The sequence below is a fragment of the Sphingomonas sp. genome, from assembly GCF_035555815.1.
Taxonomy (GTDB): Bacteria; Pseudomonadota; Alphaproteobacteria; order Sphingomonadales; family Sphingomonadaceae; genus Sphingomonas.
The window spans coordinates 1-26,934 of sequence record NZ_DATMGG010000196.1 but is presented as its reverse complement, the minus strand read 5'-3'; the positions used below and the strand labels follow the sequence as shown (position 1 = coordinate 26,934).

The window sequence follows — 26,934 nt, the reverse complement described above, 5'->3', positions numbered from 1 at the left end:
CGCTCGGTCTCTACGGTCTGGAAAGCGCGGTGGTCTCGGTCGATCCGGCTGTCGGCGCGCAGCTGCGCTATCGATTCACCCCCAACGACATCGACAAGATCGAGCTGCGCGATGCCGAGCTGAAGCGCGACGGCGACGATTATGTGCTCGACCGGCTGGGCCAGCCGCTCCGCTTCCGGCGCGCCGGAAAATGATCGCTGGCGCTCGCCCGGGCGCGCGCGTAGAGGCGCGCGGATGACGACAAAGACGGTTTCGGATCGCAACGCGCCGGTCATCGAGGACCGTTCGCAGCTCATCGAATTCTTCGCGCGCGGCGAAAAGCCCCGCGATCGCTGGCGGATCGGCACCGAGCATGAGAAGTTCGTGTTCTCGCTCGCCGATCACCACGCCCCCGGCTACGACGAACCCGGCGGCATCCGCGATCTGCTGATGGCGCTGACCGAATTCGGCTGGCAGCCGGTCGAGGAAAATGGCCAGGTCATCGCGATGACCGGCGCCGACGGCTCGATCAGCCTCGAGCCGGCCGGCCAGTTCGAGCTGTCGGGCGCGCCGCTCGACAATCTGCATCAGACCTGCGCGGAAACCGGGCGCCACCTGCATCAGGTCAAGGCGGTCGGCGACCGGCTCGGCATCGGCTTCCTCGGGCTCGGCATGTGGCCGGACAAGGCGCGCGCCGATCTGCCGATCATGCCCAAGGGGCGCTACGCGATCATGCTGCGCCACATGCCGCGCGTTGGCAGCATGGGCCTCGACATGATGCTGCGCACCTGCACCATCCAGACCAACCTCGACTATGCGAGCGAGGCGGACATGGCGCAGAAATTCCGCGTCGCGCTGGCGCTCCAGCCGCTCGGCACCGCGCTGTTCGCCAATTCGCCGTTCACCGAAGGAAAGCCGAACGGCTACCTCAGCTATCGCAGCCATATCTGGTCGGATACCGATCCGGCGCGGACGGGGATGCTGCCGTTCGTGTTCGAGGACGGGTTCGGCTACGAACGCTACGCCGACTATGCGCTCGATGTGCCGATGTACTTCGTCTACCGCGACGGCCGGTATATCGACGCGGCGGGCCTCAGCTTCCGCGACTTCCTCGACGGCAGGCTGTCGGTGCTGCCGGGCGAGCGGCCGACGATCGAGGATTGGGCGGATCACCTGTCGACCGCCTTTCCCGAGGTCCGTCTCAAGACGTTCCTGGAGATGCGCGGATCGGACGGCGGCCCGTGGGACCGCATCTGCGCGCTGCCCGCGCTGTGGGTCGGGCTGCTCTATGATCAGGGCGCGCTCGACGCGGCGTGGGATCTGGTCAAGGACTGGTCGATGGAGGCGCGCGAGGAACTGCGCGGCGCGGTGCCCCGGCTCGCGCTCGACGCGCCGCTGCCGGGCGGCGGAAAGCTGCGCGACATCGCCGGCGAGGTGCTCGACATCGCCACCGCCGGGCTGACCGCGCGCGCGCGGATCGATGCGTCGGGATCGAACGAGACCGGCTTCCTCGATCCGCTGCGGGAGATCGTGCGCTCGGGCAAGGTCCCGGCCGAACTGCTGCTGGAGCGTTACCACGGCGCGTGGGGCGGCGATCTGTCGCGCGTCTACGACGAACTCAGCTACTGAATCCCTCTTCCGTCGGGACAGGGAGGGAGCGCGGCAGGCGCGCAAGGGTGAGGGCGACGGCGAGCGCGAACGGCTATGCCGCAGGTGCCCCGTCGCGGAGTGGCGGCTTCCGCCCGATCACCCATCCAAAGAAGCGCGGCACCCACCCGTTACGCCCCATCCACGCGCTGTATTCGCGATAGGCGGGGTCGGCGCCCAGGTGCCACTCCTCGGTCCGCGCGCGCCAGTAATAGATGCCGGCGACCGCGCCCATCAGCACGGTGTTGCGCACCGCGTCGACCCAGTTGCCGGTGGTCGACAGCACCGGGATGGTCGACAGGATCCAGAACAGGTTCTTGCTCAGATAGGCCGGGTGGCGGCTGAAGGCATAGGGGCCGTGGGTCAGGATGCCGCGGTGGGTCAGGTTGGAAAAGCGCAGCCCGAACGCCACCGTCGCCCACGCATAGATCGCGGTCAGCGCGACCAGCACGAACGCCAGCACCGCCATCAGCGTCGGATGACCGGCCAGCCAGTGGGTATAGTCCGACGTGCCGGGGTGGTAGTCGAGCGGCCCGCCGTCGCCCATCAGCACGAACGGCGGGTAGCAGATCAGCGCCGCCGTCCACCCCGCCGCCAGCGGCGTCGCGCTGCGGATGTGCGAATCGAGCGCGCGAAAGGTCAGGATGTAGCCGACCGTGGCGAACGCCACGTCGACCAGGAACATGAACGCGATCAGCCATCCGGCCAGCGCCACCGGATCGCGCCATAGCTGCGCGGTGTCGCCCCGGATGAAATCGCCGAAGTTGGGCGGCACGATCGCCAGCATGAAGGCGAGGAAGAACCCCTTCACCGCCCACGCACGCAGATGACCCGCGATCGCGCCGTGCGGGCGCGGCTCGTCGAGGTTCATCAGCCAAGCGCCCAGCGCCCAGGCGCCGTCGCGTGGCTCGATCAGCCGGCGGTCCATCCAGATCACCCACGGGATCGAACCGGCGAACAGGAACGGCGCCGCCAGCGTGAAGCACCACATCGAAAAGGCGTAGCCGCCCTGCCAATAGAATCGCCCCAGCGCATAGACGCAGGCGATGCCGCCCCATGTCAGCCACAGCCCGGCCAGCTTGGTCAGGCTGATGTCGATCGTCTCGCGCCACGGCCGCACCTGGTTCCAGTCGATGCCGGTCGACGGGCTACGGTGGACCTTGTCGACAAAGATCGACCACAGCACCATCGGCACCCCGGTCGCGACGACGTTGACCAGCGCGGAATAGGGCCCGTCGAGGCCATAGGTGAGCGCGAACGCGGTCCACGCCAGCAGCCCGGCCAGCCCCGCCAGCCCCACGCCGGTGCTGACCGCCGAGGCTGGTCGCGGATCGGCCCTGGCTTTGGAGGCGAGCGTCGCGTCGTGATACATGACGCCGGCTCTAGCGCGACATTGGTAAGCAAGCCGTGAACCTTCGTCGCGCGATGTTGAAACATGCCTAGCTTGCTCTAAGACTCGCTCATTCGCTCACTTTCGAAAGTGCAGACATGCTTCGTCCGCTTGCTATCCTTCTTCTTGCCGGCGCCGCGCCGGCGGCCGTGGCCCAGGTGTCCAATTCGGCGCCCGTCGCCACCGCGCCGATCCTCGACACCATCCCCGAGGCGCGCGACATCGATTATCCCGGCGGGGTGATCAAGCTGGCGGTCGACGCCACCGACACCCGCCAGGGCATCTACCGCGTCAAGCAAACGCTGCCGATCGCAGAGGGCGGGCACATGGTGCTGCTGATGCCGAAATGGCTGCCGGGTAACCACCGCCCCGCCGGCCAGATCGAGAAGCTCGCGGGGCTGAAGATCCGCGTCGGCGACAAGGTCATCCCGTGGAAGCGCGACCCGATCGACGTCTACGCCTTCCATGTCGACGTGCCCGCCGGCGCCCGCCAGCTCGACCTGGAGTTCCAGTTCCTGTCGGCGACCGCCGGCAATCAGGGGCGGATCGTCGTCACCCCCAACATGCTCAACGTCCAGTGGGAGGCGGTGAGCCTCTATCCGGCGGGCTATTACACCCGCCGCATCCCGATCCAGGCGACCGTCAAATATCCCGACGGCTGGACCGCCTATTCGGCGCTGCCGTCGCGCAAGACCGGATCGACCTACGCCTATGAGCAGACCAGCTACGAGATATTGCAGGATTCGCCGGTGATCGCCGGCCGCTATGCCAAATCGTGGCCGCTGTCGCCGCGCGTCAACCTCGACGTCGTCGCCGACAATCAGGAGGAGATCGACGCCGCCACGCCGGAGATGATCGACAAGCACAAGGCGCTGGTCGATCAGGCTATCAAGCTGTTCGGCGCCCAGCATTACGACAATTATCATTTCCTGCTGTCGATCAGCAACGAGATGGGCGGCAACGGGCTGGAGCATCACCGCAGTTCGGAGGACGGCGTCGCGCTCGGCTATTTCAAGGAATGGAAGGACAAGGCCGCCGCGCGCAACCTGCTGCCGCACGAATACACCCATAGCTGGGACGGCAAGTTCCGCCGCGGCGCCGACCTGTGGACCCCCGATTTCCGCACCCCGATGCGCGGCAGCCTGCTGTGGGTGTATGAGGGGCAGACCCAGTTCTGGGGCTATGTGCTCCAGGCGCGATCGGGGCTGGTGAGCAAGGAGGACACGCTCGACCAGCTCGCCGGTATCGCCGCGAGCTATGACACCACGCGCGGCCGCGACTGGCGCCCGCTGGTCGACACCACCAACGATCCGGTGATCGCCCAGCGCAAGCCGAAGGGCTGGACCAACTGGCAGCGCAGCGAGGATTATTACAACGAAGGGCTGCTGATCTGGCTCGAGGTCGATTCGCTGCTGCGCAAGCTGTCGGGGGGCACCAGGTCGATCGACGATTTCGCCCGCGCCTTCTTCGGCATGAACGACGGCGACTGGGGCGAGCTGACCTATGAGTTCGCCGACGTTGCCAAGACGCTCAATGACATCCAGCCCTATGACTGGAATGCGTTCCTCGACCAGCGGGTCAACCAGATCAACGAACGCGCCCCGCTCGCCGGCTTCACCGACAACGGCTACCGCCTGGTCTACACCGATCAGCCGACCCCGATCGCCAAGGCGGCCGAGCGCGACCGCAAGATGACCAACCTCACCTATTCGCTGGGCATGACCGTGGCGAACGACGGCAGCGTCGCCGGGCTGGTATGGGATTCGCCGGCGTTCGACGCCGGGTTCGACGTCTCGACCACGATCGTCGCGGTCGACGGCGACGCCTATACGGCGGACAAGCTCAAGGCGGCGATCACCGCCGCCAAATCGGGCAAGGCGCCGATCAAGCTGCTGGTCAAGGAAGGCAGCCGCTATCGCGACGTCGCGATCGATTACCGCGGCGGGCTGCGCTATCCGCGGCTCGAAAAGATCGGCACCGGCGCGAACGGCCTCGACCAGTTGCTCTCGGCGAAGTAAGGCGCGTCCAAATCCGCCCGCACCCGGCCAGAGCCGGGGCGGGCGGGCGCCATACAACATGCGAGAGAGCAGACATGCGGATCGATCTGATTCCGGTGGGCGATGACCCGCCGAACAGCCTCAACGTCGTCATCGAGGTGCCGGTCGGCGGCGAACCGGTGAAATATGAGTTCGACAAGGCGTCGGGCGCGCTGTTCGTCGACCGCATCCTGCACACGCCGATGCGCTATCCCGCCAATTATGGCTTCGTGCCGCACACGCTGTCGCCCGACGGCGATCCGCTCGATGCGCTGGTGATCTCGCGCTCGCCGTTCATCGCCGGTTGCGTTGTGCGTGCCCGGCCGATCGGCGTGCTCAACCTCGAGGACGAGCATGGCGGCGACGAAAAGCTGATCTGCGTGCCGGTCGACACCACTTTCCCCTATTATTCCGACGTCGGGGAACGCGGCGACCTGCCGTCGATCGTGCTCCAGCAGATCGAGCATTTCTTCAAGCACTACAAGGATCTGGAATCCGAAAAGTGGGTGCGCGTCGGCCAGTGGGGTGACGCGGCCGAGGCGCGGCAGATCGTGATCGAGGCGATCGAGCGCGCTGACAAGGCGGGCGTCGGAAAGGCCTGAACTCCGCACCGCCATTGCGACCCCGGCGCAAGCCGGGGGAAGCGATCCAGCCGCGCGCGGGACGCCGGATCGTGCTGGTCGTCTGATCGGTCAGCGCGTGCCGGGCGCCTTCGCTTGTCGTGTGGTCGCCCGTTTCCTTTTCGGCGGCGCGCGCCGTCCCGCTTCGATGGCCAGCGCCGCCCAGTGGCGCAGCGCGTCGGCGTCGTCATAGGTCGCGTCGGGCGCGCGGCGGTAGTTCATCGACTGGATCTTGCCGCCGTCCCGCTCGACGGTGAAGCGCGGCGCGGCGATCGCGTCCCACGCGGCGTCGCTCTCCGCATCCGCCTTCAGCCACAGCGCGTCGAACGCCAGGATCGCGAAGGCGATCCCGTCGCAATAGAGCGCGGCGCCACCGAACAGGCGCTTGCGGGTGACCGTGCCGATCGGGGCGACCGCCTCGGCAACCCAGTCGGCCAGTCCGGCATCGAACGCCATCAGTGCGCGGTCAGCTTGAGCCCGCCGATGCACGCCACCAGCGCGACGATCAGCGCGATGCGGGCCAGGTGGGCGGGCTCGCCGAACCAGAGGATGCCGACGATCACCGTGCCCAGCGCGCCGATCCCGCCCCATACCGCATAGGCGGTGCCCATCGGGATGGAGCGCGACGCGACCTCGAGCAGCCCCATCGAGAGGGTGACGGAGGCGAGGAAGGCGAGCGTCCACGGGATGTTGCGGAAACCGTCGACGTAGCGCAGGCAGGTGGTGAAGCCGACCTCGAAGCATCCCCCGACGATGAGCAATAGCCACGCCATCAGCCGCGTCCCGCCAATGTCGCCAGCGCCGGGCCGGACACCCGCCTGATCCGCCAGTCGTCGAGCGATTCCGCACCCATCGCATCGTAGAACCGGATCGCCGGTTCGTTCCAGTCGAGCACCGCCCATTCGAACCGCGCGCAGCCGCGATCGATCGCCACCCCGGCCAGGTGGCGCAGCAACTGCGTGCCGACGCCCGATCCGCGCGCCTCCGGCGTGACGTACAGATCCTCCAGATACAGCCCGCGCCAGCCGGTCCAGGTCGAGAAGTTGAAGAAATACAGCGCCATGCCGACCGCCATGCCGTCCTGTTCGGCGATCAGCGCCTCGGCCGCGGGGTGGTCGCCGAACAGCGCATCGTGCAGCAGCGGCTCGGTCGCCACCACCTTGTCGGATGCGCGCTCATATTCGGCCAGGTCGCGGACGAACCCCATGATCGTCGGCACGTCGGCGGGAGTGGCGGGGCGGATCATGCGATGGGCTCCTTCAACGGGATCGGTTTGATGCGTGCCGCGATCACGCAGCCGCCGACGATCAGCGCGGCGCCGGCCAGCGTCCACGGCGACAGCGTTTCGCGAAACACCAGCCAGCCGAGCAACGACGCCCAGACGAAGGCGGTATATTCGGTCGGCGCCAGATAGCTCGCCTCGCCGTGCGCATAGGCCCACGACAGCAGCAGGATCGACAGCGTGCTCAGCGCCGCCGACACCGTCAGCATCGGCACATGGCTGGGGTCGGGGACGGTCGCAAACCACGGCGCGGCCAGCGCCAGCGTTACCGCCACCACCAGATTCTGCCAGAACGTCACCTCGACCGGCCCGGCGACCTGGCTCTGCGCGCGCATCAGGATCAGGTTGAAGGCATAGCACACCGCCGATCCCAGCACCGCGATCGCGCCCAGCAACGCCTCATGTCCCATCTCGGCGCGCGCCTGTCCGGCCAGGATGGTGAGCACCCCGGCAAAGGCGAGTGCGCTGGCGCCGATCGTCGCGCGGCCGATCCGCTCCTTCAGGATCACCGCCGCCAGGAACAGCGCGATCAGCGGCGCGATGAAGGCGAGCGCGATCGCCTGCGCCATCGGCACGCGCGCCAACCCCCAGAAGAACAGCACCGCCAGCACCGCGCCGATCACCCCGCGCGCGACGTGCAGCCGCATCGTCGCGCGGCTGGGCAGGGCGGGGCGCCGCACGGCATAGAGGACGCCGGCGATCGCGATCGCGGCGAAGCTGCGCCAAAACAGCGCGTTGTAGGCGCCGATCGACAGGCTCAGCCCCTTCATCACCGCGTCCATCACCGAAAACACCGCGATGCCGGCGCTGCCGACCGCAAAGGCGGCGGATGGGGTGAGCGAACGCGATTTCACCTTGGGCCCCCTTCCTGATTGCTGGCACGGCGAGCGGGGGCCTATACCAGTGCGATGGCGAGTGACCACCCCGGCATCGGCAACCGAATCGCGCCGCCGCGCTTCGTGATGTTCTGCCTGGTCGCGCTGGTCGCCGTGCCGGTCGCGATCGCCCTGGGCGGCTGGTCGGTCGGGACGATGATCGGCTTCGATATCGCCGCGGCGGCCTTCCTCGCCTCGGCGTGGCCGCTGCTGCGCGATTCCGACGCGGAATCGATGCGCAAGGCCTCGAAACGCAACGACGGCAACCGGGTGATGCTGCTGGTGATCTCGGCGATGACGACGCTGGCGGTGCTGGCGGCGGTCGCGGGCGAGCTGACCGGATCGGGCAATCCCGACGCGCCGATGATCGCGCTGGTGATGACGACGCTGGTGCTGTCGTGGACGTTCGGCAACATGGTCTACGCCATGCACTATGCCCATCTTTACTATCTGGCGGGCGACGACGGAAAGGATGGCAGGGGACTCGATTTCCCCGATACCGACGAGCCGGGCTACTGGGACTTCCTCTATTTCGCCTTCACGCTGGGGATGACCTTCCAGACCAGCGACACCGGCATCGAAACCACCCAGCTTCGCAAGGTCGCGCTCGGCCATTCGATGGTGGCGTTCGTGTTCAACCTGGGTGTGATCGCGTTCACGATCAACGTGCTGGGAAGCGGCTAGCGCGGATCGTCGCTGGCGAAATAGTCGTAGATCGCCTGTTCGCTCCGCGTGGCGGCGTTGCGCCAGCTGGGGGCGTCGTCGAGGTTGATCGGCCGGGCGGCCGCATCGAGCAGCAGAACCGTCGGCGTGCCGCTGATCCCGTCGAGGCCATATCGGCGGGCGATATCGAGGTTGCGGTCCTTGCGGCCGACGTTGATCCAGACGATCTCGTAGCGCGACGCCAGCATCGCATGGAACCGGGGCGTCGCGAACCACCCGGCCAGCGCGCGGCTGTCATGGCACCAGTTGCCGCCGAAAATGAGCAGTACGTGGTGGCCGTTCCCCGTCGCGCGCGTGAAGGCGGTGGCGATGTCGTGCTCGGCACGTTCGGTCGCGGGAAACGGCCGCGCCTCTGACAGGGCCGCCGCCGGGGCCTCCGCGCGGGCGATGCTGGGCGCTGACAGGGTCAGCGCGATGGCCACTATGTTCGCCGGCCTCACTCCGCCGCCACCGCCTGTGCCGCGTCGGCCGCCTCGATTTCCGCCGCCTTGGCCTCGACCAGTTTGACGATGTGGTCGAGCATGTCATCGCTCGACACGGTGTGGTCGGTGACGCCGGACAGATAGACCATGTGCTTGCCGTTGCCGCCGCCGGTCAGTCCGATATCGGTCTCGCGCGCCTCGCCCGGGCCGTTGACGACGCAGCCCAGCACCGACAGCGACATCGGCGTGCGGATGTGGACCAGCCGCTCCTCCAGCGCCTGCACGGTGCGGATCACGTCGAAGCCCTGCCGCGCGCAGCTCGGGCAGCTCACCACGCGCACGCCCCGGTTGCGGATGCCCAGCGCCTTCAGGATCTCGAAGCCGACGCGCACCTCCTCCTCCGGTTCGGCGGAGAGCGAGACGCGGATGGTGTCGCCGATCCCGAACCACAGCAGCGATCCGATGCCGATCGCCGACTTGACCGTTCCGCCGACGAAGCCGCCCGCCTCGGTGATGCCCAGGTGCAGCGGGCAATCGACCACCTCGGCCAGTTGCTGATAGGCGGCGACCGCCAGGAACAGGTCCGACGCCTTCACCGCGACCTTGTATTCGTGGAAGTCGTGATCCTGGAGCAGCTTGATATGGTCGAGCGCGCTTTCGACCAGCGCCTCCGGGCATGGCTCGCCGTATTTCTCGAGCAGGTCCTTCTCCAGGCTGCCGGCGTTGACGCCGATGCGGATCGCACAGCCGTTGGCCTTGGCCGCGCGCACCACCTCCGCCACGCGCTCCGACGATCCGATGTTGCCGGGGTTGATGCGCAGGCACGCCGCGCCGGCATCCGCCGCCTCCAGCGCGCGCTTGTAGTGGAAATGGATGTCGGCGACGATCGGCACGCGCGCGGCGCGGACGATCTGGCGCAGCGCGGCGGTCGATTCGATATCCGGGCACGACACGCGGATGATGTCGACCCCGGCATCCTCGCACCGGCGGATCTGGTCGATGGTCGCGACCGGATCGGATGTGAGCGTGTTGGTCATCGTCTGGACGGTGACCGGTGCGTCGCCACCGACGGGGACGTTGCCGACCATGATCTGGCGGCTCTGACGGCGGACGATGTCGCGCCACGGACGAACTGACATGCCCCGCTATATAGTCGCTTGCGGCGCGCGGTGGAACCTGTCCTTTGCAAGGCGGGCGGATGGGGCGGGCAACGTCGTTAACGCTTCCATCACGACGGCGGCGCTACGCGAGGGGCGGCATCGATCATGGTGCGGACGGAAGCGACATCTTGAATCAGCCGTGGGCGCCCCACCAGACGATCGCCCGGACCCAGCGCCACTATGGCATGGACTGGCTGCGGATCGGCGCGTTCGCGCTGCTGATCCTTTATCATGTCGCGATGGTGTTCGCGCCGTGGAGCTGGGTGGTGAAATGGCCGGTCACCTATAGCGCGCTGATCCCGCCGATGGCGCTGCTGACGCCGTGGCGGCTGGCGCTGTTGTTCGCGGTGTCGGGATATGCGTCGCGCAAGCTGCTGATGCGCAGCGCGTCGCTGGGCGGATTCCTGCGATCGCGCAACGGCCGGCTGCTGATCCCGCTGGCGTTCGGCATGGCGGTGCTGGTGCCGATCGAGATGTGGGTGCGCGTGCGCGGACACGGCTATCCCGCCGGCTATCTCCATTTCTGGGCGCTCGACTATTGGCGCTGGGGACGGTTCTGGAACGTCGGCTTCCCCAATTGGGAGCATCTGTGGTTCGTCGCCTATCTGTGGGCCTATACGATGGCGCTGGGCGCGCTGATCGCGGTCGTGGGGACGGGCTGGGGCGACCGGCTGCTCACGTGGCTGGGCACGGGGCACCGGCTGCTGTGGGTGCCGCCGGCGGCACTGGTTACCGTGCGGCTCGCGCTGATGTTCGTCGTGCCGGAGCAACAGGGACTGCTGACCGACTGGACCGGCCATGCCGAATATTGGCCGATGTTCGCCTTCGGCTTCATTGTGGCCGGAGCCCCGGCCGCCTGGCCGATGCTGGCCCGGCACTGGCGCCCGGCGCTGGCGGCTGCTGCGGTGACGGGGGCGATCGTGGTGGCGATCGAGCTGCGCTATCCGGCCGACGTCCAGCCCGCGCACATGATCGCCGCGCTCAATCGCGCGGGCCGCGTGGCGATGGCGTGGTGGATGGTGATGGCGCTGTTCCACCTCGCCGATGCCGGCCTCAACCGCGACCATCGCTGGCGCCGGCCGCTGGCGGAGGCGGTGTTCCCCGCCTATCTTTTCCACCACACCACGATCGTGCTCCTCGCGTGGGCGACACTGGGGTGGGGGCTGAATCCCTGGGTCGAGTTCCTCCTGCTCGCCACCGCCGCCATCGCCGCATCGGCCCTCGCCTATGCCGTCGGGCGCCGGGTCGGCTGGCTCCGGCCGCTGATCGGGCTGTCGGCAAAGTCGCCCGCCCGCCCGCCGCTTTAACCCCGTCACTTCTCGCATCCCGCCGCTCGCCGCGTTGTGGTGATCGCAATTGGCGCATAGGCCTGCTGCCATGAGCGACTCGCACTGGACATTGGCGATCCACGGCGGCGCGGGCGTGATCGTTCGTGACCGCACCACGCCCGAAGCCGAGGCGGCGATCCGCGCCGCGCTCGGCCGCGCGCTCGATGCCGGCGCGGCGATCCTGGCCGATGGCGGCGCAGCGCTCGACGCGGTCGCGGCGGCGGTGCGTGTGCTGGAGGACGATCCGCATTTCAACGCCGGGCGCGGCGCCGCGCTGACGCGTGAGGGCACCGCAGAACTCGACGCCGCGATCATGGACGGCGCCACCCGCCGCGCCGGCGCGGTGGCGCGGGTCAGCCGGACGCGCAGCCCGGTCGCACTGGCCCGCGCGGTGATGGAGCACAGCCCGCACGTCTTCCTCGCCGGGGTCGGTGCTGATGCCTTCTCGCTGGAGGCGGAGGCCGAGCAGGTCGACAACGGCTGGTTCGTCACCGACGAACGCCGCCGCCAGCGTGAAGAGCTGCTCGCGCGCAACGCCGATGCGTTCGATGTCGAGATGAAATACGGCACGGTCGGTGCGGTTGCGCGCGATGCCGCCGGGCATCTGGCCGCCGCGACCTCCACCGGTGGGGTGACCGGCAAGCGGTGGGGCCGGATCGGCGATTCCCCGGTGATCGGCGCCGGCACCTGGGCCGACGACCGCAGCTGCGCGATATCGTGCACCGGCGCGGGCGAGTTCTTCCTGCGCGCCGGCGCCGCGCACGAGATCGACGCGCGCGTCCGCCTGACCGGCGCGACTATCGCTGACGCCGCCGATCAGGTGCTCGCCGACGTCCGCGCGCTGGGCGGCACCGGCGGGGTGATCGTCGCGGGCGCCGACGGCGGCCTGGCGTGGCGCTTCACCACCCCCGGCATGCACCGTGCCCGCGCTTCGGCCGGGGGCGAGCGGCTGGTGGCGATGTTCGGCGACGAAGGGTGATGGCGCTGGTCGCCGCCAGCCGCTAACCGGCGGTCATGCTTCGCCGACTCGCCGCGCTCTTCGCGCTCGCCGCCGCCGCGCTCCCCGCGCCCGCCCTCGCCTATTGGGAATACGGGCATGAGACCGTCGCGAAGATCGCGATGGCCAACGTCCGTCCGTCCACCCGCGCGGCGGTGCACCGGCTGCTGGCGCAATCGGCGCTGCTGGGTACGCCGCAATGCCCGACCAACACGATCGAGGGCGCCAGCACCTGGGCCGATTGCATCAAGACGATCAAGGATGCCGACGGCAAGCGCCCGTTCGATTTCGCGTACAACTGGCATTTCCAGAACGTCGACGTCTGCGCGCCTTTCGCCCTGCCGCCCGCGTGCAAGGACGGCGATTGCCTGTCGGCGCAGATCGAGCGGGATGTGGCGCTGCTCAAGGACAGGCGCACCTCGCCGCACGACCGGGTGCAGGCTTTGGTGTTCCTGATCCATTTCGTCGGCGATCTGTCGCAACCACTCCATGCCGGCGACCGCAAGGATCTGGGCGGCAACAAGGCGGCATCGGACTATGGTGTCTACGGGCCGCAGCGGCTCAACCTGCACACGATCTGGGACGGCTGGCTGGCCGAACGCGCGATCTCGACCCCGCCATCGCTGGTGCGCAGCTACCCCACCGCCGAGCGTCGTCGGATCGCGGCGGGCAGCGTCGACGACTGGAGCCGCGATTCGTGGCAGGTCGCGCGCGTGGCCTATGCCAGTGCCTATGGCGATCCGTGCGGCCCGCAGGGCGTGCGCGGCAAGCTGGACGACGCCACCGTCGCCGGACTGGTCGCGCCGGCGCGCGAACAGGTGGTGAAGGGCGGGCTGCGGCTGGCGCGGCTGCTCGATGAGGCATTGGGATAGGGCAACCGCCCACACGGATCGGGCCGGGGATCACGCGCGCGTTCGCCCTCACCGTCGCGCGCCTCCGACGTGCCCTCCCTCCCGCGATGGGTGGGAAGGGTGAGGGCCCGTCGATCCTATCGCTTTGCCGTCACGAACCCGGCGACCGCGTCCACCACCCCCGGCGCCACCGGCAGCGACGGATCGCGATAGGTGGCGATATTGGCGGCGCGATCGTCGCTTTCCACCGCCTTCAGCACATGGTTGACCGCGGGCACCAGCGTCAGCGTCGCCTTGGGCGCCGCCGCCTTCAGCGCCCTGGCGTCGGCGACGGCGACCTGGATGTCGCGCTCGCCCTGGACGATCAGCACGGGCAGCGTGATCGCCGCCGTCAGCTTTGCCGGATCATGCGCGAACATGTCGATCAGATAGCCCTGCACCGCCGCGCTGAACATCGGCCGCACCGGCGCGGGCAGCGTGGCGGGGTCGACCCGCCGCCCCGCCTCGAACGAATCGATCGCGGCCAGCGTCGGCGGCAGGATCGGCGCGTTGGCGGGATTGGCGTTGAGCTGTTCGCGCATCACCGCCCCCAGCCGCCGCCCGGCGGTCGCCACCAGGATCACCCCGCACAGCCCGCGCGGATCCTGCGCCGCCTGCAACGCGACCAGCCCGCCCTCGCTGTGCCCCAGCAGCCAGACGCAGTCCGCGCCGGTCCTGGCGCGGATCGCATCGACCCAGGCGTGGGCATCGCCGGCATAGTCGGCGACCGTCACCGCGTTGGGATCGGCCACCGCCGCCTTGCTGCCGAACAGGCCGCGCTTGTCGATCCGCACGCTCGATACGCCTCTTTCCGCCAGCGCATCGGCCAGCAGGCGATAGGTGGCGGCGGTCACGCCCAGCGGGTTGTTGCCGTCGCGGTCGGTCGGGCCCGAACCGGGGATGACCAGCACCACCGGCGCGCCCTTGCCCGCGTCGATCAGCGTCCCGGCCAGCGGCCCCTGCGGGCCGGGGACGGTCATCTCGCTGGCAACCGGGGCGGATGCCGCGACGGCGGCGGCGGCGAACAGCGTCAACAGGCTCATCTCAATCCTCCTTGCCCCAGCGCCAGCGCATCCCGCCCTGGGTATGGCCGGCGGCGATCACGATCATCGCGGCGGTCAGCAGCAGCGCGACCACGACGAACACCATGTGGTGGCGCTCGGCCAGCGCGGCCCCCGCCGCCGCCAGCGCCAGCATATAGCCGGCGAGCAGCGCCCAGCCCTGCCACACGACCGGCCGGCCGATGCCGAAGCCATAGCGTTTGGCGGCGAACCACGTGTCGTCGGGGCGGTCGGGCGGCGCCATCAGCCGGCCGCCGCGACGATCAGCCCGATCGCCAGCATCGCCCCGAACAGCGCGACCAGCGGTCGCGGGTGGCGGGTGAAGACTCCGATCATGCCTCTTCTCCTTCCGATTTGGGCGGACGGCCGCGTTTGGCGCGGACCGGCGCCGCCAGTTTCACGCCGCGCCGGGCCAGCGCCTCGCGCAGCAAGCATTCGACCTCGGCGTTCACGCTGCGCAGGTCGCCCGCCGCCGCCCGCTCGACCGCGGCGAACAGGCCGGGGTCGAGGCGCAGGGCGAACGCCTTCTTGCTGGAACCCGTCACGGCGTGTCTCTACTGATAGAGCGAGCCGGTGTTGACCACGGGCTGCGTCTCGCGGTCGCCGCACAGCACGACCATCAGGTTGGACACCATCGCCGCGCGGCGCTCGTCGTCCAGCTCGACCACATTCTTCGCCGACAGTTGCTCGAGCGCCATCTCGACCATGCCGACCGCGCCCTCGACCAGCGTCTTGCGCGCGGCGACCACCGCCTGCGCCTGCTGCCGCTTGAGCATCGCCTGCGCGATCTCCGACGCATAGGCGAGGTGGGTGAAGCCGCATTCGTCGACGGTGATTCCCGCCACCGCCAGCCGCGCGATCAGCTCGGCGCGGAGTTCGCCGCCGATCTGGTCGTGGTTGCCGCGCAGCGTCACCTCCTGATGCTCGAAATCGTCATAGGGATAGCGCGATCCGATTGTGCGCACCGCCGCCTCGATCTGGACCAGCACGAACGCCTTGTAATCGTCGACGTCGAACAGCGCCTGCGCGGTGTCGGTCACGCGCCACACCACCTGCGCCGCCATCTCGATCGGGTTGCCGCGCAGATCGTTGACCTTGATCTTGTCGGAGATGATGTTGTTGGCGCGCGCCGACACCTTCTTGCGCGCATACCATGGCAGCACCCAGCGCAGGCCGGTGGTGCGGTCCGATCCCTTGTAGCTGCCGAACAGCGTGATCGCCGCCGCCTGATTGGGCTGCAACATGTAAAAGCCGCAGATGATGAACAGGAACACGATCATCCCGGCGACCAGCACCGGCACGCCGATTTCGGGGGTCTCGTCGATTCGGGTGGCGCCCCAGATCGCACCCACCAGCGCGACGAGGGCGATCAGCAACATCGTATAGCCGCTGGTCGAGGACGCCGGGCGCTCCTCGCTGCGCTGAAGATTCGACCTGCTCAGGTCCGGCATCACTTCCTCCTGTTTAAGTGATATCATATTTATATCGAAATGAAGTGAGTCGCAAACGAAATCGGCGGACCCGCTGTGCAGGCCCGCCGATCGTGCGTTCCAGTGCTGGAGCGGTGACGCCTACTGGAGCGTCACGGTCACCGCGCGGCGGTTCTGCGCCCAGCTCCCCTCGTCGGAGCCCAGCGCGGCCGGGCGTTCCTTGCCATAGCTGATCGTGCTGATGCGGGCGGCGTCGATGCCGCGCGCCGCCAGATAGTTCTTGGCGGCGTTGGCGCGGCGATCGCCCAGCGCGAGGTTGTATTCGCGCGTGCCGCGCTCATCGCAATGGCCTTCGACCGTCACGCGGACGTTGGGGTAGCGCTGCAGCCACTGTGCCTGGGTGTCGAGGATCGCCCGTGCCTCGCTGTCGATGTCATAGATATCGAGCCCGAAGTGGACGGTGTCGCTGCTGACCGAGCGCAGGAAATCCTCGCGGCTGCCGGGGACGACGCCGGTCTGGACGGGGCCGCCGGTCTCGCCGCCGGACTGGACCGGGCCGTTACCGACCGGCTCGGGCGGCAGCACCGGCGGGCGCTTCTTGGCGCAGCCCGCGGTCGCAAGCAGCGCGGCGGCGATGATGAGTTTGGTAGAGGTCTTGGCCATGATCGGAAACTCCCTTCGGTCGTGGCCCGTCACGGTGACGGGATGGATGGAAATCGTCCCCCTGGGACGGCTACGGACGCAACGGGCCCCAACTCGGATCGGATCCGTCCAGGGGCGTGGGAATCTGGCGCTCGTTGACGCCGGTCAGGTCGACCGACCACAGATCAGCCTTACCCGATCCCTGGCCGGTACGGAAAAACGTCAGCACGCGGCCGTTGGGCGACCAGCTCGGCCCTTCGTCGCCCCAGGCTTCGGTCAATATCTTCTCACCACCGCCGGAGGGCGACATCACGCCGATACGGAAGCTGCCCGACATCTTGGTGAAGGCGATCAGGTCGCCGCGCGGGCTCCACACCGGGGTGGCGTAGCGCCCGCCGCCAAAGCTGATGCGCTGCTGGTTCGATCCGTCGGCGTTCATCACGTAGAGCTGCTGGCTGCCCGAGCGATCGCTTTCGAACACGATCTTCGATCCGTCGGGCGAATAGCTGCCGCCGGTATCGATGCCGGCGCTGTCGGTCAGCCGGTGCGGGCTGCCGCCATCGATCGACACGCGATAGACGTCGGTATTGCCGGCCTGCGCCATCGAAAACAGCACCCAGCGCCCGTCCGGCGACACGCGCGGGGCAAAGGTCAGGTTGTTGCTCGACACCAGCCGGCGCTGCGTGCCCGATCCCAGGTCGTAGACATAGATGGTCGGCTTGTCCCCGACGTAGCTCATGTAGACGATCTGCTGCTGTTTCGGGGCGAAGCGCGGCGTCAGCACGATCGACTGGCCATTGGTCAGGAAGCGGTGGTTGGCGCCGTCCTGATCCATGATCGCCAGCCGCTTGATGCGCTTGCCCTTGGGTCCGGTCTCGGAGACATAGACGATGCGGCTGTCGAAATAGGGGCCTTCGCCGGTCAGCCGGGTATAGACGGTATCGGCGCATTTGTGCGCGCCGCGCCGCCAGTCGGCGGGCGAGACGACGAAGCCCTGCCGGGTCAGCTCGGTCTTGGCGAACACGTCGTACAGATAGCAGCCGACGGTCAGCGTGCCGTCGCCGTTGGCGCGGACGAACCCCTCGACCAGCGCCTGCGCGCCCGTGCTGCCCCAATATGGAAAGTCGGGCGCGGTGACCTGATCCATGCTGACGGCGCGCAGCTGATCGGCGCCCAGCGGACGGAAAAGTCCGGAATTGCGCAGGTCGGCGGTGACGATCTCCGCCACCTGCCGCCCCAGCGCGTCGGTCGCGCCCGCCGGGGTCTGCTGTCCGGCGGGAGTCGGCATCGGCGGGATCGCGATCGGCATCGGGGCGGAAATGCCGCCGACCACGTCGACCTCCACCTGCGCTGCCGCGGGAACGGCCGCCAGCATCGCCGCGATCGCCACTATCGGCTTGATAATCTTCCGCATGACGTCGCTCTCCTAGCCCGGCAGCCGGTAGTTGATGATGATGTCTTTCCAGCCGTTTTCATAGAGTTCGGCAGGCAGTTTATAGGGCGCGCATTGCATGATCGCGGCGGTCGCCAGCTCGGCGACGCGCTGGGCATAGCGCTGGTTCTCATCGTTGACGCCGGTCTGGCCCATCAGCGTGGGACGCACCGCCAGCGCGCCGTCAGGCGCCATCTGCAGCCGCAGTTTCGACCGGATCTGATTGGCGCCGGGGCCGGGGTTGGGGATGCGGTTCGCGCACGGCTGGACCTGGCGCGCGATCGCGTCGCCCAGCCCGGCGACGGCCTGTGCCGAGACGGCCGCCGCGCGCGGGGCCTCGCCCCGGCCCTTCTCCGGAGAGATCGCCAGGCTCTTGCGGAAATCGTCGCCAAGCAGGCTGCCGCGCGGTTTCGGCCTGGTCGCGGCCGGATCGGTACCGCCGCCCTTGGCTGGCGCGGGCGCGGGCGTGGGCTTGGCCGGCGTCGGCTTGGCTGGCGCGGGCTTTGCCGGCGCGGGCTTGGGTGGCGCCGGTTTGGCCGGTTCCGGCTTGGCCGGCGCGGGCTTGGGCGGCGGGGTCGGCTTCGGCGGCTGCGGCTTTGCGACCGGCGCCGGCTTGGGTGGGGGCGTCGGCTCGGGTTTCGCTACCGGCGGTGCCGGGGCCGGCTCGGGTTCGGGCGGGCTGACCGCTTCGGGCGGTGGCGGAGAATCCTCGGGCGGCCCGGTATCGGGCGCCTCGCTGGTGGCCGGCGGCTCGGTCGTCGCGGGGGCGGCGGCTTCAAGAGCGACCGCATCGACCAGCGATATGTCGATCGGCTTGCTTTCCAGCTTCAGCGGGTTGGGCGTGGCGAGGAACCCGACCGACAATAGCCCGAACAGCAGGATGTGCCCCGCCGCGGCTATGCCCAGCCCGTATTTCTCCGCCCGTTGCACGTTATTTTTGCTCGTTGGCGTTGGTGACCAGCGCGACGCGGTTGAGCCCGGCGCGGTTGAGTTCCCCCATCACCCGCATGACGCGGCCGTAATCCAGCGTCGTGTCGGCGCGCAACATGACCTGCGGCGGCTTGTCGCCGTCGCCGCGCGCGGCCAGCGACGCCAGTGCGTCGGGCAGCGTCGCGGTCACTTCGCTCTTGTCGATGAAGATGCGGCCCTGCTCGTCAATCGCCATGTCGACCGGCTTTTGCTCCTGGTCGAGCGCCTTCGCCCGGCTGTCGGGCAGATTGACCGGCACGCCGGCGGTGAGCAGCGGCGCGGTGACCATGAAGATGATCAGCAGCACCAGCATCACGTCCACCAGCGGCGTCACGTTGATATCCGCCATCGGCGCGCGGCGGCCCTTGCTCCGCTGCGAAGGAAGATTCATCGCCATCAGTCGCCCGCGTCCAACTGGCGGCTGAGCGTGGCGTGGAAGCCGTCGGCGAAACGGTTGAGCCGCGCCTCGATCCGGTTCACGCCGTGGCTGAAGCGGTTGTAGGCGATCACCGCCGGGATGGCCGCGAACAGGCCGATCGCGGTGGCGAACAGCGCCTCGGCTATGCCCGGGGCGACCACCGCCAGCGACGAATTCTGCGCGCCGGCGATCGCGGTGAAGCTGCGCATGATGCCCCATACGGTGCCGAACAGCCCGACGAACGGCGCGACCGAACCCACCGTCGCCAGCACGTTCAGCCGGTCGGACAGCCGGTCGATCTCGTGCGCCGATGCCGCGCCCATCGCGGTCGCCAGTCGTTCGCGGGTACCTTCCTTGTCGACGCGCTTGCCCGCGGTCGAGCGCCGCCATTCGGCGACGCCGGCGCCCAGCACCTTGGCGACCGGCAGCGGGTTGTCGGCATTGGCGCTGAAGAAGGCGTCGATATCGGCGGCCTTGCGGTAATCCGCCTCGAACCGTTCGGACCCGCGCCGGACCTTGCCGATCGTCGCCCAGAATCCGATGATGATCGCCCAGGTCCAGATGCTGGCGAGGATCAGCCCCAGCATCACCGCCTTGACCACCCAATCGGCCTGGAGGAACAGCGCGACCGGCGACAGCGTCGCAGCATCCGGGTTGGCAAGAAATTCCACTTAGTCGTTCCCCCTGTCCACCGGATTCACCACCAGATCTCCGTTCATGATCGATTCGAAACGTGCCAGCCAGTCGGCTGGTTGCCGCCGTGCCCGGCCGCCTTGCGAAACGAACACCGCTTCGACGCGCGCCTCCGCCAGCATGACATCACCGCGCATGACTCGTTGATGAATGTGTACCGACGGGGAACGGATTTGTTCCATTCTCGTAACGACTGTCAGCGTGTCGTCCAGCCGTGCCGGCGCGGTATAGTGAATGTGGAGGTCGCGCACCGCATAGGCGCCTTCGCCCGCTTCGTGCGCGGCGCGCTGGTCGATCCCGGCGGCGCGCAGCATCGCCGAACGCGCGCGCTCCATGTAGCGCAGATAATTGGCGTGATAGACCACGCCCGACAGGTCGGTGTCCTCGAAATAGACGCGCACGGGGAATCGGTGGTCGGTCCCCTCGAAGCGCCCTTCGAGCGGCAGGTCGGTCGTCACGGCGGCCATGACGTCGGGGTTAGCCGAGGCGACTCGCGACGGGAACCCCGTTTGGCGCCTTAATCGAACAAACCGTCCTGCGCCGTCGGCGGCGGATCGAGACCGAGATGCTTCCAGCCGGCGGCGTTGAGGCAGCGGCCGCGCGCGGTGCGGGCGACCAGCCCGATCTGGATCAGATAGGGCTCGATCACCTCCTCGATCGTGTCGCGCGGTTCGCTCAGCCCGGCGGCGAGCGTCTCCACCCCCACGGGGCCGCCGCGATAGATGTCGGCGATCATCGTCAGGTAGCGGCGGTCCATCGCGTCGAGCCCCAGCGCATCGACCTCCAGCCGGTTGAGCGCGCGGTCGGCGGCGGCGGCGTCGACGGTATCGGTGCCGGCGACATTGGCGAAGTCGCGCACCCGCCGCAGCAGCCTCCCGGCGATGCGCGGGGTGCCGCGCGATCGTCGGGCGATCTCGCGCGCGCCATCCTCGGCGACATGCAGGTCGAGCAATCCGGCGGCGCGGGCGACGACGCGCAGCAGTTCGTCGACGGTATAGAATTGCAGCCGCACCGGAATGCCGAACCGGTCGCGCAGCGGCGTGGTCAGCAGCCCTTGCCGGGTGGTCGCGCCGACCAGCGTGAAGCGCGGCAGGTCGATCCGCACCGATCGCGCCGACGGCCCCTCGCCGATCATCAGGTCGAGCGCGCGGTCCTCCATCGCCGGATAGAGCACCTCCTCGACCGCCGGATTGAGCCGGTGGATCTCGTCGATGAACAGCACGTCGCCATCCTCGAGGTTGGTCAGCAGTGCCGCCAGGTCGCCCGATTTGGCGATCACCGGGCCCGACGTCGCGCGAAAGCCGACGCCCATCTCGCGCGCGACGATCTGCGCCAGCGTGGTCTTGCCCAGGCCGGGCGGGCCAAAGAACAACACATGGTCGAGCGCGTCGCCGCGCGTTTTCGCCGCGTCGATGAACACGCGCAGATTTTCGCGCGCGGCCTTTTGCCCGACGAACTCGTCGAGTGATTTGGGCCGGAGCGCGGCGTCGACATCCTCGGCGCGGCGGGTGGCGGTCAGGATGCGGTCGGCGTCGGTCATGGGCAGTGTTCCCTACCCGTTCACGCCCACGGCTGTCGAGCGCGGGCGTGCACCGCCCGCGCTCGACCGTAGTTTGACCGTATCAGGTCAATAAAAGGCGCCGTAGATCACGTCGACGACGCGGCGGGTGCGGGTCTGCACCAGCAGCAGGTCCGGCCCGTAGCGCACCCAGCGATAGCCGGGCGGCGGCGCGCCGATGCCCATCGCCGCGTAGTTATTGTAATAATAGGAATTGGACAGGAACAGCGCGGGCAGCAGCAGCCCGACCGTCCAGCGCCGGTAGCGATAGCCGCGCGGATAGCGGAATTGCGGCCCGTGGATCGGACGGAAGCTTGGCGGGCGGCCGGCGCCCGGCCGATGCGGTGGCTGGGGCCGGGGTGGTCGCACCACCGCCGGCGGGCGGGGAGGCTGCGGTTGCGGCCGCTGGACCTGCGGTCCGCCGGGGCGAGGGGGCTGTACCTGCGGCCCGCCCTGGCCCGGTCGGTTCGGGTGCACCTGCGGCCCGCCGGGGCGCACCGGCTTGGCCTGACCCTGCGCCGGGCGAGTCGTCGCCTGCGCCATCGCGATGTCGGGAAGGACCAGCAGCACGCTGGTCGTCACGAGAAGAAGTCGTTTCATGCGCCCTCCCTTGGTGGTTGTGTGTGGGAATCTATGCCTCGCCGGGCGGGGGAGCAAGCCGCCCGCGACGAAATCGCTGGCGGGCGCGCACCCAGTCTGATCGAATGGCGCGATCATCATGGGGAGGATCGGGACAATGCGGGATCATCTTGCGAAAATCATCGCCGGCCTGTGCGGCGCCGCGCTTGTCGCCGCCTGCGGATCGCAGCCAGGCGCCGGCGCGAACGACGGCGCGGCGGCGACCGCGACCGCCGATGCGCCGGCCGCGGCCGGGGCGATGCCAGCGAACTGGAACGCGACCGATGCGTGCAGCATCATCGACAAGGCGACGATGGGCGAGGTGTTGGGGGCTCCGGTCACCGAAACCGCGCTGGGGCTGGTCCACGAGCCCGGCACCGCCGATGCCGGCACGTCCGAATGCACCTATACGCTGGCGGATGGGCGGGCGACGGTGATGACGCGCTGGTCGCCGATCAACGACAATGTCGAGGGATCGATCAACGCGGCACGCAGCGCGGCCAAGCAGGTCGTCGCCGCGTTCGGCAAGGGGACGGTCGAGGATATCCCCGACCTGGGCAAGGCGAGCATCTGGGTCGACGGGATCGGCCAGCTCCAGACCTTCATCGACGATGCGCGCATGGTGATGATCACGGTGCCGAGCAGACCGGACGCCAAGAACAAGGCGGTCGCGCTGGCGCGCAAGGCCGGCGCCTGAGGTATCTCGGCCGGGCGGGCCGTTACCGCCCGGTCGCCGCTTCGCGGTCCGCGCATGGGCGATCCGCGCGGCGGGCGCGGCCTATCCCAGCGCCTGCAGCCGCGCTTCCGCCTCGCCCATATAGTCGCGCGTGATCGGCAGCGCGTGACGGTCGGCGGCGAACTGCAGCTGGTAATTGACCATGTTGTTGTACTGGAAGCTGACGTAGGCGCCGGCGAGGTAAAAGGTCCACATCCGGTAGAAACGCTCGTCATAGAGCGCGACCAGATCGTCCTTCACCGCCAGCGTGCGATCGTACCAGTCCTTGAGCGTCAGGGCATAGTGCAGCCGCAGCACCTCCACGTCGGTGCAGATCAGCCGCACGCCTTCATAGCCGCGCGCGATCTCCGACAGCGCCGGGATATAGCCGCCGGGAAAGATGTATTTCGCGGTGAACTTGTCGGTGACGCCGGGCCCGTCGATGCGGCCGATGGTGTGGATCAACATCACGCCGTCGTCGGCCAGCAGCGCGCGGCATTTGTTGAAGAAGGTGCGGTAATGGAGCGTGCCGACATGCTCGAACATGCCGACCGACACGATGCGGTCGAACGTGCCGGTCAGCGCGCGATAGTCGATCAGCTCGAACTTGACCTTGTCGGCGACCCCGGCCTCCTCGGCGCGGCGGCGGGCGACCTTCAGCTGTTCCTCGCTCAGCGTCACGCCCAGCACTTCGGCGCCGGTGGTGCGGTGCAGATACAGCGCCATCCCGCCCCAGCCGCAGCCGATGTCGAGCACGCGCATCCCCGGCTTCAGCGCCAGCTTGGCGGCGATATGCGCCTTCTTGTCGACCTGCGCCTGCTCCAGGCTGTTGGCGGGGTCGGTGTAATAGGCGCAGCTGTACTGCCGGTCACGATCGAGGAACAGGTCGTAGAGCCGGTCGTTCAGGTCATAATGGTGCGAGACGTTGCGCTTTGACCGGCGCGCCATGTTGATGCGGTCGATGCGGAAGCGTGCGGCGGCCAGGGCGCGGGTGAACAGCGACCCGTCGAGCGCCGAGCTGCCGGTCTCCCACGGGTTACTGGCGGTGGCGAGCGACAGCAGGCCGAGGATGTCGCCCTGCTCGATCGTCATCGATCCGTCCATGAACGCCTCGGCGGTGCCGGTCGCGGGATCGCGCACGATCCGGCCGATCGCGCCCCTGGCGAAGCGGATCGTGACCGGGGGCAGATCCGGGTCGGGCGTGCCGAAAACCGCCTGGCGGCCATCGGCGTGGATCACGGTAAGCTGGCCGCGCGTAAAGACGCGGGCAAAGAAACGATCAATCAACGCCATCGCCAAGCCGTAGCAAGCTCTGCCGCAGTGCAAAAGCCCCGTGCGTCAGATGCCCGCGTACCAATCATATCCGGCGACGTCCTCCCAATATCCGCCCATGCCGCCCTGGATGCCCTTCAGGCTGGCGACCGCCTCGATCCGCTCAACATATTTGGCGTGCTTGTAGCCAAGCTGGCGCTCGCAGCGCAGCCGCACCGGCGCGCCGTTGCGCACGGTCAGCGGCGCGTCGTTGAGCGCCCAGGCGAGGATGGTCTGCGGGTGCAGCGCCTCAACCAGGTCGAGCGATTCGTAATAGGGGCGCCCGCGCGCCGCGTCGGCGCAGTGGAACACGATGTAGCGCGCGCGGTCGCTCAGCCCGGCGGCCGCGAGCACCGTCGCCAGCGGCACGCCGTGCCATTTGCCGATCGCGCTCCACCCCTCGACGCAATCATGGCGGGTGATCTGGGTCCGCGCCGGCATCGCGCGCAGCTGCGCCATCGACAGGGCCAGCGGCCGCGCCACCAGTCCGTCGACCGCGATCCGCCAGTCGGCGAATCCGCCCGCCGCCATCGCGTTGTAGGTCGGTGTGTCCGGGTTCTGGTTGCCGTTGCCACGAAAGATCGGGGAGATCTGGTCGGGCCGGAACTCGCGGGCCAGCGCGGTGCGGCCGCCGATGGTGCGGTGCAGCCAGCGATGCATGTTCTCGGCCGAAAACAGGATCTCGCGCGCGGTCGGATCGCGGCCGATCGCGTCGCATCCGGCCAGCGTCGTCGCGGCGAGGCTGCCGATCAGGGCGCGGCGGGTCAGGATCATCGTTCCGGCACCCGCCAGCGGCCGGTGATCATCGATCGCACCCCGTTCCACGCGCCCGCCAGGATGACCAGCGCCAGGTGGACGATGACGAACCCGGCGATCAGCGCGGCGGCGATGAAATGGATCGACCGCGCCGACTGGCGCCCGCCGAACAGGTCGATCAGCCACGGCCACGCCGCGTCCATCGCCGGCGACATCGCCATGCCGGTGAAGATCATCAGCGGGATCAGCCCGAAGATGATCAGCGCATAGCTCGCCTTTTGCAGCAGATTGTAGCGGCCGGGGTCGGCGGGGTCGTGGAAGCGGAACGCCAGGTGCGCCCGCACGTCCCGCCACACTTGCCGGGGCGCCAGTTCGGCGCGGCGCAGGCGCAGGTCGCGCTGGAAATGGCGGTTGATCAGGCTGGCGATCATGAACGCCAGCAGCCCGAACGCCAGCACCGGCGCGAAGAACAGGTGCCAGCGCCGGCCGAGCGCGAGATCATAGGTCGACGGGATGGTCAGCCAGCCGGGCCAGCGCGGCAGGCTCAGCCACGGATGGTCGAAATTGGCGCCATATTGCCCCCAGTAGAGGTGCGGATGGGCGTTGAAGATCATCAGCCCGGATCCGAGCAGCACGAACACCGCCACCGCGTTGACCCAGTGCCACAGCCGCGTCGCCAGCCGGTGGCGGGCGATCGCGCGGGGGACGGAATCGGGGGCGGGCGCGTCCATGCCCGCATCCTAGCCATAGGCGCGGTAGAAGAACACGATCGTGGTGACGGCGGTGATCAGCAGCGTCCAGCCGCGGATCACGCCCGGCGGCAGCAGCTTGCCGACCAGCGCGCCCAGATAGCCCCCGGCGATCGCCCCCAGCAGCATCGGCACGCACAACGTCCAGTGGACCATGCCGCTCACCACGAACACGATCGTCGCGGCGGCGTTGGCGACCGCCAGCATCATCGTGCGGTGGGCCATCAGCCTGTGCGGCAGCTCGCCGGTCAACAGCCCCCAGGTCGCGGTCATCATCAGCCCGACGCCCCCGCCGAAATAGCCGCCATAGACGCCCAGCAGCGCCTGCGCGCCCAACAGCGTGCGCGGGCCCGGCGTGGCGTGACGCGCCAGCGCCTCGGCGGCGCGCTTGCCCAGCGCGATCGCGATCGTCGCCATCAGCAGCAGCCACGGGATGACCAGGTCGAACGTCCGCGTCGGCGTCGCCACCAGCAGCAGGCTGCCGACCAGCCCGCCGGCGAAGGTGATGATCGACAGCCGCCGGATGCCGATCCCCGCCAGCGGGCGCAGCCCGTCGCGATAGGCCCAGGCGCTGGTGATCGCACCGGGCTGAAGCGCGACGTTGGAGGTGGCGTTGGCGATCGGCGAGGGCAGGCCGAGCGCGATCAGGCTGGGCATGGTGGCAAAGGTGCCGCCGCCCGCCAGCGCGTTCATCGCCCCGCCCAGGACACCGGCGCCGGCGGCCAGCGCCAGGGGAAATACATCGATCATCGCCGCCCGTTCCCGTCACCCGCCCCGCGTCGCGCGGTCCTTGCGGCATGGCGGATGGCGGAACAAGTCCGGCAGGACGATGCAACGCAGCTTCTTGTCCGCGCTATCCGAGCGCCGCCTGCTTCTCTTCCGCCAGCCGGTCGAGTTCGGCCCGGCTCTTGCGTTCCGACGAGGTCTTGAGCTGACCGCACGCCGCGTCGATGTCGCGGCCGCGCGGGGTCCGCACCGGCGCGGAAATGCCCGCCTCGAAAATGATGTTGGAAAACGCCGCCACCCGCTCCGGCGTCGACGTGTCATAGGGCGCGCCGGGCCATGGATTGAACGGGATCAGGTTGACCTTGGCCGGCAGCTTGTACGCCTTGATCAGCCGCACCAGCTCGCGCGCCTCGTCGTCGCTGTCGTTCTTGTCCTTCAACATGACATATTCGAAGGTGATCCGCCGCGCATTGTTGGCGCCGGGATAGTCGGCGCACGCCTGCAACA

Annotated in this window: 32 protein-coding genes and 1 pseudogene; 9 read left to right on the top strand and 24 right to left on the bottom strand. The window is 68.7% G+C overall.

The features are described from left to right. The coding region (locus VNR91_RS11500) for a hypothetical protein (protein WP_325490909.1) at window positions 1-194 on the top strand (194 nt) is incomplete at its 5' end. A gap of 40 nt (window positions 195-234) precedes the next feature. Next, entirely contained in the window at window positions 235-1,608 is a 1,374-nt protein-coding gene (locus VNR91_RS11495) for a glutamate--cysteine ligase (RefSeq protein ID WP_325490908.1), read from the top strand. A 73-nt stretch (window positions 1,609-1,681) separates the two neighbouring features. On the opposite strand, the gene VNR91_RS11490 is transcribed toward VNR91_RS11495, so the two are convergent. Then, the gene (locus VNR91_RS11490) at window positions 1,682-2,998 is read right to left on the bottom strand and encodes a protein-S-isoprenylcysteine methyltransferase (RefSeq protein ID WP_325490907.1); all 1,317 of its coding nucleotides are present in this window, start codon (window positions 2,996-2,998) and stop codon (window positions 1,682-1,684) included. Window positions 2,999-3,114: 116 nt separating this feature from the next. Here VNR91_RS11490 and VNR91_RS11485 point away from each other — a divergent pair, with 116 nt between their 5' ends. Beyond that, entirely contained in the window at window positions 3,115-5,034 is a 1,920-nt protein-coding gene (locus tag VNR91_RS11485) for a peptidase M61 (RefSeq protein WP_325490906.1), read from the top strand. Window positions 5,035-5,108: 74 nt separating this feature from the next. Further along, on the top strand, window positions 5,109-5,654 hold the full coding sequence (gene ppa, locus VNR91_RS11480) for an inorganic diphosphatase (protein ID WP_325490905.1): 546 nt from the start codon (window positions 5,109-5,111) through the stop codon (window positions 5,652-5,654). A 90-nt stretch (window positions 5,655-5,744) separates the two neighbouring features. Here the strand turns inward: ppa and VNR91_RS11475 are convergent, their stop codons facing one another. From VNR91_RS11475 to VNR91_RS11460, 4 genes are read right to left on the bottom strand one after another with little or no spacing between them, the layout of a single operon-like run. Further along, a complete protein-coding gene (locus VNR91_RS11475) occupies window positions 5,745-6,128 on the bottom strand; it encodes a TfoX/Sxy family protein (RefSeq protein ID WP_325490904.1) in 384 nt (127 codons plus the stop codon). Continuing rightward, window positions 6,128-6,445, bottom strand: a complete 318-nt coding sequence (locus tag VNR91_RS11470) for a multidrug efflux SMR transporter (RefSeq protein WP_325490903.1) — start codon at window positions 6,443-6,445, stop codon at window positions 6,128-6,130. The genes VNR91_RS11475 and VNR91_RS11470 overlap by 1 nt, the downstream gene beginning before the upstream one ends. After that, window positions 6,445-6,969, bottom strand: coding sequence for a GNAT family N-acetyltransferase (locus VNR91_RS11465; protein WP_325490911.1), 525 nt, complete (start codon window positions 6,967-6,969; stop codon window positions 6,445-6,447). Before VNR91_RS11465 ends, VNR91_RS11470 begins: the two co-directional genes overlap by 1 nt. Then, on the bottom strand, window positions 6,915-7,808 hold the full coding sequence (locus tag VNR91_RS11460; RefSeq protein WP_325490902.1) for a DMT family transporter: 894 nt from the start codon (window positions 7,806-7,808) through the stop codon (window positions 6,915-6,917). The genes VNR91_RS11465 and VNR91_RS11460 overlap by 55 nt, the downstream gene beginning before the upstream one ends. 54 nt (window positions 7,809-7,862) lie before the next feature. Between VNR91_RS11460 and VNR91_RS11455 the strand changes: the two genes are divergently transcribed. Further along, window positions 7,863-8,513, top strand: a complete 651-nt coding sequence (locus tag VNR91_RS11455) for a DUF1345 domain-containing protein (RefSeq protein WP_325490901.1) — start codon at window positions 7,863-7,865, stop codon at window positions 8,511-8,513. On the opposite strand, the gene VNR91_RS11450 is transcribed toward VNR91_RS11455, so the two are convergent. Next, window positions 8,510-8,974 carry a thioredoxin family protein gene (locus VNR91_RS11450; RefSeq protein WP_325490900.1) on the bottom strand — a complete coding sequence of 155 codons (465 nt, stop codon included), beginning with the start codon at window positions 8,972-8,974 and terminating at the stop codon, window positions 8,510-8,512. The genes VNR91_RS11455 and VNR91_RS11450 overlap by 4 nt on opposite strands. Window positions 8,975-8,988: 14 nt before the next feature. Beyond that, window positions 8,989-10,113: a flavodoxin-dependent (E)-4-hydroxy-3-methylbut-2-enyl-diphosphate synthase gene (ispG, locus tag VNR91_RS11445; RefSeq protein ID WP_325490899.1), complete on the bottom strand. Its 1,125-nt coding sequence runs from the start codon at window positions 10,111-10,113 to the stop codon at window positions 8,989-8,991. Between the two features lie 149 nt (window positions 10,114-10,262). Between ispG and VNR91_RS11440 the strand changes: the two genes are divergently transcribed. The 3 genes from VNR91_RS11440 (at window position 10,263) to VNR91_RS11430 (ending at window position 13,331) form a co-directional block, all read left to right on the top strand. Then, complete coding sequence (locus VNR91_RS11440; RefSeq protein WP_325490898.1) at window positions 10,263-11,441, top strand: acyltransferase; 1,179 nt, start codon at window positions 10,263-10,265, stop codon at window positions 11,439-11,441. Between the two features lie 70 nt (window positions 11,442-11,511). Beyond that, on the top strand, window positions 11,512-12,441 hold the full coding sequence (locus tag VNR91_RS11435) for an isoaspartyl peptidase/L-asparaginase (RefSeq protein WP_325490897.1): 930 nt from the start codon (window positions 11,512-11,514) through the stop codon (window positions 12,439-12,441). 35 nt (window positions 12,442-12,476) lie between these two features. Continuing rightward, entirely contained in the window at window positions 12,477-13,331 is an 855-nt protein-coding gene (locus tag VNR91_RS11430) for a S1/P1 nuclease (protein ID WP_325490896.1), read from the top strand. Between the two features lie 116 nt (window positions 13,332-13,447). On the opposite strand, the gene VNR91_RS11425 is transcribed toward VNR91_RS11430, so the two are convergent. From VNR91_RS11425 to VNR91_RS11370, 12 genes are all read right to left on the bottom strand, one after another. Further along, entirely contained in the window at window positions 13,448-14,392 is a 945-nt protein-coding gene (locus VNR91_RS11425; RefSeq protein ID WP_325490895.1) for an alpha/beta hydrolase, read from the bottom strand. Window position 14,393: 1 nt separating this feature from the next. Beyond that, entirely contained in the window at window positions 14,394-14,654 is a 261-nt protein-coding gene (locus VNR91_RS11420) for a hypothetical protein (RefSeq protein WP_325490894.1), read from the bottom strand. An 88-nt stretch (window positions 14,655-14,742) separates the two neighbouring features. Beyond that, window positions 14,743-14,955 (bottom strand): toxin-antitoxin system HicB family antitoxin, encoded by a 213-nt coding sequence (locus tag VNR91_RS11415; protein ID WP_325490893.1) that lies wholly within the window; start codon window positions 14,953-14,955, stop codon window positions 14,743-14,745. A gap of 9 nt (window positions 14,956-14,964) precedes the next feature. Beyond that, window positions 14,965-15,888: an SPFH domain-containing protein gene (locus VNR91_RS11410; RefSeq protein ID WP_414712408.1), complete on the bottom strand. Its 924-nt coding sequence runs from the start codon at window positions 15,886-15,888 to the stop codon at window positions 14,965-14,967. A 93-nt stretch (window positions 15,889-15,981) separates the two neighbouring features. Then, a complete protein-coding gene (gene pal, locus VNR91_RS11405; protein WP_325490892.1) occupies window positions 15,982-16,503 on the bottom strand; it encodes a peptidoglycan-associated lipoprotein Pal in 522 nt (173 codons plus the stop codon). A gap of 70 nt (window positions 16,504-16,573) precedes the next feature. Then, entirely contained in the window at window positions 16,574-17,896 is a 1,323-nt protein-coding gene (tolB, locus tag VNR91_RS11400) for a Tol-Pal system beta propeller repeat protein TolB (RefSeq protein ID WP_325490891.1), read from the bottom strand. A 12-nt stretch (window positions 17,897-17,908) separates the two neighbouring features. Then, a complete protein-coding gene (locus tag VNR91_RS11395; protein ID WP_325490890.1) occupies window positions 17,909-18,844 on the bottom strand; it encodes a cell envelope biogenesis protein TolA in 936 nt (311 codons plus the stop codon). Window position 18,845: 1 nt separating this feature from the next. Continuing rightward, on the bottom strand, window positions 18,846-19,280 hold the full coding sequence (gene tolR, locus VNR91_RS11390; protein WP_325490889.1) for a protein TolR: 435 nt from the start codon (window positions 19,278-19,280) through the stop codon (window positions 18,846-18,848). Next, a complete protein-coding gene (gene tolQ, locus VNR91_RS11385) occupies window positions 19,280-19,972 on the bottom strand; it encodes a protein TolQ (protein ID WP_325490888.1) in 693 nt (230 codons plus the stop codon). The genes tolR and tolQ overlap by 1 nt, the downstream gene beginning before the upstream one ends. Continuing rightward, entirely contained in the window at window positions 19,973-20,461 is a 489-nt protein-coding gene (gene ybgC, locus VNR91_RS11380) for a tol-pal system-associated acyl-CoA thioesterase (RefSeq protein WP_325490887.1), read from the bottom strand. Window positions 20,462-20,511: 50 nt separating this feature from the next. Next, a complete protein-coding gene (gene ruvB / locus VNR91_RS11375; protein ID WP_325490886.1) occupies window positions 20,512-21,534 on the bottom strand; it encodes a Holliday junction branch migration DNA helicase RuvB in 1,023 nt (340 codons plus the stop codon). Between the two features lie 87 nt (window positions 21,535-21,621). Then, on the bottom strand, window positions 21,622-22,152 hold the full coding sequence (locus VNR91_RS11370; RefSeq protein WP_325490885.1) for an RcnB family protein: 531 nt from the start codon (window positions 22,150-22,152) through the stop codon (window positions 21,622-21,624). A 136-nt stretch (window positions 22,153-22,288) separates the two neighbouring features. On the opposite strand from VNR91_RS11370, the gene VNR91_RS11365 reads away from it, so the two are divergent. Beyond that, complete coding sequence (locus VNR91_RS11365) at window positions 22,289-22,867, top strand: hypothetical protein (RefSeq protein WP_325490884.1); 579 nt, start codon at window positions 22,289-22,291, stop codon at window positions 22,865-22,867. Between the two features lie 81 nt (window positions 22,868-22,948). On the opposite strand, the gene VNR91_RS11360 is transcribed toward VNR91_RS11365, so the two are convergent. The 5 genes and pseudogenes from VNR91_RS11360 to VNR91_RS11340 form a co-directional block, all read right to left on the bottom strand. Further along, a complete protein-coding gene (locus tag VNR91_RS11360) occupies window positions 22,949-24,178 on the bottom strand; it encodes a cyclopropane-fatty-acyl-phospholipid synthase family protein (RefSeq protein ID WP_325490883.1) in 1,230 nt (409 codons plus the stop codon). 45 nt (window positions 24,179-24,223) lie between these two features. Next, window positions 24,224-24,970 (bottom strand): molybdopterin-dependent oxidoreductase, encoded by a 747-nt coding sequence (locus VNR91_RS11355; protein WP_325490882.1) that lies wholly within the window; start codon window positions 24,968-24,970, stop codon window positions 24,224-24,226. Then, window positions 24,967-25,683 carry a cytochrome b/b6 domain-containing protein gene (locus tag VNR91_RS11350; protein ID WP_325490881.1) on the bottom strand — a complete coding sequence of 239 codons (717 nt, stop codon included), beginning with the start codon at window positions 25,681-25,683 and terminating at the stop codon, window positions 24,967-24,969. The genes VNR91_RS11355 and VNR91_RS11350 overlap by 4 nt, the downstream gene beginning before the upstream one ends. A gap of 9 nt (window positions 25,684-25,692) precedes the next feature. Continuing rightward, window positions 25,693-26,451: a sulfite exporter TauE/SafE family protein gene (locus tag VNR91_RS11345; RefSeq protein ID WP_325490880.1), complete on the bottom strand. Its 759-nt coding sequence runs from the start codon at window positions 26,449-26,451 to the stop codon at window positions 25,693-25,695. Between the two features lie 103 nt (window positions 26,452-26,554). Then, a pseudogene (locus VNR91_RS11340) lies at window positions 26,555-26,934 on the bottom strand (23S rRNA (adenine(2503)-C(2))-methyltransferase RlmN); the annotation flags it as partial.